Origin of the sequence: Amycolatopsis sp. NPDC051106, from assembly GCF_040682775.1 — a bacterium.
Lineage (GTDB): Bacteria > Actinomycetota > Actinomycetes > Mycobacteriales > Pseudonocardiaceae > Amycolatopsis.
In genome coordinates this window covers 50509-56508 of sequence record NZ_JBFBBQ010000057.1, presented here as the reverse complement: position 1 = coordinate 56508, position 6000 = coordinate 50509, and the positions used below count along the sequence as shown (strand labels likewise).

Annotated in this window: 6 protein-coding genes; 1 reads left to right on the top strand and 5 read right to left on the bottom strand. The window is 71.1% G+C overall.

Annotation, left to right across the window (positions count from 1 at the left end; genetic code table 11):
* Window positions 1-71: 71 nt before the first annotated feature.
* Both AB0M83_RS33195 and AB0M83_RS33190 read right to left on the bottom strand, forming a co-directional pair.
* Window positions 72-845 (bottom strand): hypothetical protein, encoded by a 774-nt coding sequence (locus tag AB0M83_RS33195; protein WP_364523023.1) that lies wholly within the window; start codon window positions 843-845, stop codon window positions 72-74.
* 1119 nt (window positions 846-1964) lie between these two features.
* Window positions 1965-2906, bottom strand: a complete 942-nt coding sequence (locus tag AB0M83_RS33190; protein ID WP_364523021.1) for a glycoside hydrolase family 43 protein — start codon at window positions 2904-2906, stop codon at window positions 1965-1967.
* 125 nt (window positions 2907-3031) lie between these two features.
* Here AB0M83_RS33190 and AB0M83_RS33185 point away from each other — a divergent pair, with 125 nt between their 5' ends.
* Window positions 3032-4132 (top strand): AI-2E family transporter, encoded by a 1101-nt coding sequence (locus AB0M83_RS33185; protein ID WP_364523019.1) that lies wholly within the window; start codon window positions 3032-3034, stop codon window positions 4130-4132.
* 48 nt (window positions 4133-4180) lie between these two features.
* Here the strand turns inward: AB0M83_RS33185 and AB0M83_RS33180 are convergent, their stop codons facing one another.
* The 3 genes from AB0M83_RS33180 to AB0M83_RS33170 all read right to left on the bottom strand — a co-directional run bounded on the left by AB0M83_RS33180 (window position 4181) and on the right by AB0M83_RS33170 (window position 5875).
* Window positions 4181-4531 (bottom strand): hypothetical protein, encoded by a 351-nt coding sequence (locus AB0M83_RS33180; RefSeq protein ID WP_364523017.1) that lies wholly within the window; start codon window positions 4529-4531, stop codon window positions 4181-4183.
* A gap of 308 nt (window positions 4532-4839) precedes the next feature.
* The gene (locus tag AB0M83_RS33175; RefSeq protein ID WP_364523015.1) at window positions 4840-5205 is read right to left on the bottom strand and encodes a hypothetical protein; all 366 of its coding nucleotides are present in this window, start codon (window positions 5203-5205) and stop codon (window positions 4840-4842) included.
* Between the two features lie 328 nt (window positions 5206-5533).
* The gene (locus AB0M83_RS33170; protein WP_364523013.1) at window positions 5534-5875 is read right to left on the bottom strand and encodes a hypothetical protein; all 342 of its coding nucleotides are present in this window, start codon (window positions 5873-5875) and stop codon (window positions 5534-5536) included.
* Window positions 5876-6000: the final 125 nt, after the last annotated feature.

Sequence of the window (6000 nt, the reverse complement as noted above, 5' to 3'; positions counted from 1 at the left end):
CGCCGCCTGGGCCCCGCACCGCTGCTGCGGGTCGGGGGCCGGGCCGCCGCAGCGGCCCGGCCCACAGTCATTCAGTGCCGGTAGTGGGTGTGGTGCGAGTGCCAGCCGTCGTCGGTCGCGTCCCAGTCGTTGTCGGTCGCGTCCCAGTCGTCGTCGGTCGCGTCGGCCACCGAGCTCACCTCGTGCGCGACCGCGCCGGTCGCGCCGGCCGCGGTGTACCACTTGTCGTAGCCGGCGAACTCGGGCACCGCGACGGCCTTCACGCCCTCGGAAACGGCGCCCTCGGGGCCGGCCGAAAGGTCGCTCGAGTGGTAGACCGCGTAGTCGTGGCCGGCGTGGCTCGCGACGTGCGACGAGCTCGCGCCCGCCAGGTCGGCCGTCTTCGTGGTCTCGACGTAGCCGACGTCGCCGGTGTCGTGGCTCGGCCGGCTGTAGGTGTGCGCGGGCAAGCTGTGCACGTGCCGCCGCAGCGGCGGGCTGACGGACTCGTTCACAGCCACGTGGCGCTTGCCGTGCGCCACCGCCGGACGGCCGGCGCGGTCGTCGTCCGACCAGGCCTCGTCCTCGTCGTCGGAACCGGCTTCCCCGGAATGCACGACCGCGGCACCCAGCGGACCGGCGGTGGTGGCGCTTTCCTCCGACCACCACCAATCGCCATCGTCGGCCGAGCCGGAAAAGCTCTCGTACGTTCCGGCTCCGCCGATACCGGCGTAGGTCCCGGAGGTTTCGGTGACACCGAACTCATCGGGGCCGTCGGCGATGCCGGCGGAGGAAACCCCGGCCGTCAGCACCGAAAGCGGCACCGTCATCGCGGCGGCGACGGCCAATCGACGGAATTCAGTCATAGCTCTGGTGATCCTTTCCAAGCGGACGATGCCGAACTGGAATCGAGTCACGAGATCGACATCGAAGGCAGAATTTCTGCTCGGGGAAGAACATACCCCGGTTTCGGTACCTTTCTTGTGCCATGGCACCCATTCGGGACACCCGAACCCACGATTTCTTGGGAACTGCTAACCCGTTCGATGGCGGAGAAACGATTTCGCTTTCCGGGCCAGCGACCGGACCACGGGCCGGGTGCCCCGGTGCTTCCCCCGGCGTGGTTCCGCGGACGCACCGGCCGATGTGGACGGTCCTTCCCGCATCTCCCGCGCAGGCCGCGGTTCCGCTGCCGCGACGACGGGTTCCGGTGCCGCGGCAGCAGGTTCTGGTGCCACGGCACCGGGTTCTGCTGCCGCGGCAGCGGGTTCTGCTGCCGCGGCAGCGGGTTCTGGGACCACGGGCACGGGTTCCGTTGCCACGGACAGGGGTTCCGGTGCCGCGACAGCAGGTTGCGGTGCCGCGGCAGCCGGTTCCGGTGCAACGGCAACGGGCTTCGGTGCCGCGGCAGCCGGTTCCGGTGCAGCGGCGGCGGGTTCCGGTACAGCGGGTTCCGGTGCAGCGGCAGCATGTTTCGGTGACGCGACGGCGGGCGCCACCCGCTCGACCCGGTCCGCCGGGATCTCACCGGCGAGGGTTCCGGACGCGGCCGGATCCGGCTCCGCGGGTTTCTCCGGAACCACGCGCGGAGGCGGCGCCGGCCTCGGCGCGGCAGTCGCGAGCATCCGGGGCGTGATCGCGGGCGTCATCAGCGGCGTGTGCGCGGCGTCGGCGTTCGGAACGGCCGGCTCCCGCGCGGCGGGGTACCGGGCGAGCGGATCCCCCGCCGGCGCCCGCGTCCGCCGACCCCGGATCCGGACCAGCCCGAAAAGACCGAGCAGGCCGGCCAACCCCGCCAAACCCCACCACGCCGTCATGGCGCTCCTCGCTTCCTCGTCACCGCAGGGACTTCACCCACCGGGGATAGCCCGCCTCCGGACGGTCAACCGAAGCGCTACCCGGGTGGGTGACAGCGGCGCCCGCGAAGAACCGCAGCGCGCTCACTCCGGGACCTCCCCACCGGGCACGACGGACACTTCGCTCGTTCAGCCGAGCTGCGGGACGTCGCCGGGGAAGCTGATGGGCAGCTCGTACAGCCCCCGCGCCGTGCGGCCACCGCCGAGCCAGCCGTGGAAGAAGATGTGGCCGTCGACGACGTCCGCACCGCCCGGCGCGTCGGCCTTCCCGCCGAGCAGTTCGGTGGAAAGGAACTGGGCGTCCGCCTTGACGAAGGCGCCGTTCGCCGTCGGAGCCGAGGCGTAACTCGTGTGGTAGCCGGAACTCTGGAACGTGTCGGCGGAATAGAAGAGGAGGTAGCGCGTCGACGTCTTGACCATCGACGGCGCCTCGACGACGGCCTTCTCCGCGTTGAGGTCGGCCCGCAGCAGTTCCACGCGGGCGCCCACCGGGGTACGGCCGTCGGGACCCACCTTCTGCGACCAGATCGCCGCCGGGGCACCGGTGGGCGTGCCGTCGCTCTTGTAGAGCAGGTAACGGGTTCCGTCGGCGTCGACGAAGGCCTGCGGGTCGATGTCGCCACTGTCGCCCGGCACGCAGACGACCGGCTGCTCCCCGACCGGCGTGTACGGGCCTTCGGGTTTCGCCGCCGTGGCGGCGCCGACGCACATCTCCCCGCCTGCGGCGACCACCGCGGAGAAGTACAGCACGAACGTGCCGTCGGCCAGCCGGGTGACGTCCGGGGCCCAGAACCCGCCGTCGGGCTTGGCCCACGACGGCACGGCCGCCAGCGCGTCCCCCGTGACGCGCCACGGGCCTTCCGCCGCCGGGGCACCGGCGACCGGGATCTTCACCGATCCGGTGCTCGTGGAAAAGGCGGAGTAGCCCGTGTCCGTCTTCACGATGTCGGGGTCGGGGAAGTCCTGGTTGAGCAGCAACCGTGGCGCGCCGGCGGCCGACGCGACCGGGCAGAGCCCGAAGGCGAGCAGGACGGTGATCACCGGAACGAGCGAGAGACTCCTGGGGCTCATGCTCAATACTTCGACGCCGGCGCCGGGTTCGGCAACGCGGGCGACCCCGAGTCACCGGGAAGCATGACTTCCCCGCTCGCCGGATCGAGTGGATTTCGGTGCACCCCAACGGGTAGCCCCGCCTCATGCACACGACGAGGGGACGAGGGGCGCACCGCGCCGGCCACGCCGTCGGGGAGGCCGAGGCCGCGGCGGCCGAAGACCACGACCGCCCGCTGGGCTCGCCGGGACGGCCGCTCGACCGGCGCTCGCCGTTCTTCGTCGGGATGGCCGCCGCCGCGGGCGTGGCCGTCACGGTCGGGGTGGTCGAAGTCGTGCTGGCGGCGGCGCACCTGCTGCTTTTGATCGGCGTCGCCCTGTTCATCGCCGTGGGACTGGAACCCATCACCGGCCGGCTCGCGCGCCGGATGCCGCGGGCGCTCGCGGCGACGGTGGTCGTCACGGGCGTGCTGGCCGTCCTCGGCGGCACCGTCGCGGCGGTCGCCGTTCCCCTGGCCGACCAGGCCGGGCGGCTGACGGACCAGGCCCCGCGCTACCTCGCGCAGCTGCACGACCGCGGTACTTTCCTGGGCTCGCTCAACGACAAGCTCGACCTCGAGGCCGCGGTGCGCTCGATCGAGCTCGCCGACGTGGCCACCGGGATCGCCGGGTTGCTGGGGGACACCGTGATCGTCGTGGTGCTCACCGCGTACCTCGTGGCCGACTTCCCGCGGGTGCGCACGGCGCTGTACCGGCTGGCGCCGCGATCACGGCGGCCGCGGGTGATCCTGATCGGGGACGCCGTCTTCAAGAAGGTGGGCGCCTACTTGTTCGGCAACGTCGTGGTGTCGCTGGTCGCCGGCGTGACGTCGCTCGTCTGGTTCTGGAGCTTCGGGGTGCCCTATCCGCTGGTGCTCGCCCTGCTCGTCGCCGTGCTCGACCTGGTGCCCGTGGCGGGGTCGATCGCGGCCGGGGTGGGGAGCAGTCTCGTCGCGCTCACCGTGTCCGTGCCGGTCTGCCTGGCCACCGCCGGGTTCTTCGTCGGGTACCGGCTGCTCGAGGACTACCTGCTGCTGCCGAAGATCGTCGGCCGCGCGGTCCGGATCCCGGCGCTCGTCACCGTCGTCGCGGTGCTGGTCGGGTTCGAGCTGCTCGGGGTCGTCGGCGCGCTGGTGGCGGTCCCGGTCGCGGCGGCCGCGCTCCTCGTGGGGCGCGAGGTGGCCGTGCACCGGCTCGACAAGACGTGAAGCCGCCGCGCGGGGGGCAATCCGCGCGGCGGCCCGGACCGGAACCGGTCAGTTGTCCTGGACGGTCCCGCCGTCCTGGATGTCGCCCGCGGCGCAGTTGTACGGCGTCTCGCCTTCGGCGTCGTGCTCACCCGGCGACAGGACCGGGACACCGACCCCCTCGGCGACGTCGCGCACCGGGACCTGGACGCCCAGCACGTTGACGTTGTTGTCGCAGACACCGCCGACCACGTTGAGGTTGTGCACCGCGTCGAGGTTCTGCACGTTGCCGAGACCGACCTGGTCGTTGTGGTCGATCGGGTGTCCCGCGACGGTGAGGCTGGTCGCGGAGGCCGAGCCGCCGATGATCGCCATGCCGGCGGCAAGGGCGGTGGCGACGAAGCCGAGCTGCTTGATCACGAGAAATGACTCCTAGGAAAAGACCCCGCCGGACGTCGGCGGGGCGATCGGGTCCGGCTTCCGATCGCCGGGCCCGAAGATCTCGGTTATGGTGCGGTCACGCCGGGTGGGACCGGTGCACTCTCCAGTCGCGCGACCGGTCCCACCCGTGCCGGCGTCGCTCGGCGTCGCGACGTGCCCGGGACCCGGAACCGGAGTGTGCGGCTCGCTCCGGGTTCCGGGCACGCGGTACGACGTCGGCGCGAATCGCCGGATCCCACGCCTCGGCCGGCTTCCGCACACACAGCGGGCGGCGTCGGCGTGGAAGCTCAGTTGTCCTGGCTCGTCCCGCCGTCGACCACCGCGCCGGAAGCGCAGTTGTAGGGGGACTCGCCGCTGGCCTCGGACGCGCCCGGCGACAGGATCGGCACGCCGATGCCGTTGAGCGAGTCGCGGATCGGCACCTGCACGCCGAGGACGTTCACGTCGTTGCCGCAGATGCCCGGGGTGACGTTGACGTTGTGCAGCAGGTCGGTGTTGTTCAGGTTCAGCAGGCCGACCTGGCCGCTGTGGTCGTAGCCGCCGTGGTGGTGGTTCCAGTGGTGGCCGTCGGGGGTGTCGGCGGCGGCGACGCCACCGGCCACGAACGCGCCGGCGGCCATGGCGGCCGTGACGAAGCCGATCTTCTTCAGCATGGGTTTGACTCCTCGAATGACGGTGCTGACATGGTGACGATCGTTGACGATTGCGTCGAACAGGGCGGCAGTGAAGGTGTGTTCCGCCTCAGTGAGGAAAAAGTACTGGTGTTCCGGCGCACATTTCCACTTCGTGCCCCCATCGTGTGGGTGCCGCGACCCGCTGACCGGGCCGGGTGTGGTCCGATCGAGTTAGTCCAGTTCTCTTCGTGCCACAAGATATTGCGGAACCGCACAACAATGTGGAGCTTTGCGGCCCCAGGGAAACGCGCACGCCGAAGAGCCCTGCGCCCACCAAGACGGCGCAGGGCTGCTCCTTCTACCGGTGTTATCCGGGCCAGGCCTCGGCTTCCGCGGTGAGTGCGGTCGTGACGTCGATTTCCCCGGACCGGACGCGCCACGCCAGCGAGTCCGGCCGAGGCTCCAGGAGCCGCCAGCCGGAGACGTCTTCGTCAGCGTAGCAAGGGTTCTCGTCGTCGCCGATCCCCAGCGCGGTGAAGTACTGGCGGGCCGACCAGGTTTCCGGGACCCAGTACCGGGCCCAGCGCACGACGATCCGCGCGAGGTCGTTGCGGCGATCGGCCGGGTGGATCAGGCGATCGCCGGTCATGCAGACGAGACGTGCCGTAAATGCCGCGCCGACCGGCGCGACCTCGAGATGACGGTTCATTTCTCCCCCGGGCCCACGTCAGTGGGACACTCTTTCCATGAATGGGCGCGCAACGGCACGAAAGGGAAGAACGGCCGGGGGCGGTCGTGCACGCGCGGCATGCCCTTCCACGGCTCTTGCTTGAA

Bases quoted from the DNA above. Each gene is read 5' to 3' on its own strand.
- AB0M83_RS33190 (WP_364523021.1), bottom strand. From the start codon at position 2,906: ATGAGCCCCAGGAGTCTCTCGCTCGTTCCGGTGATCACCGTCCTGCTC.
- AB0M83_RS33170 (WP_364523013.1), bottom strand. From the start codon at position 5,875: ATGAACCGTCATCTCGAGGTCGCGCCGGTCGGCGCGGCATTTACGGCA.
- AB0M83_RS33175 (WP_364523015.1), bottom strand. From the start codon at position 5,205: ATGCTGAAGAAGATCGGCTTCGTCACGGCCGCCATGGCCGCCGGCGCG.
- AB0M83_RS33195 (WP_364523023.1), bottom strand. From the start codon at position 845: ATGACTGAATTCCGTCGATTGGCCGTCGCCGCCGCGATGACGGTGCCG.
- AB0M83_RS33185 (WP_364523019.1), top strand. From the start codon at position 3,032: ATGCACACGACGAGGGGACGAGGGGCGCACCGCGCCGGCCACGCCGTC.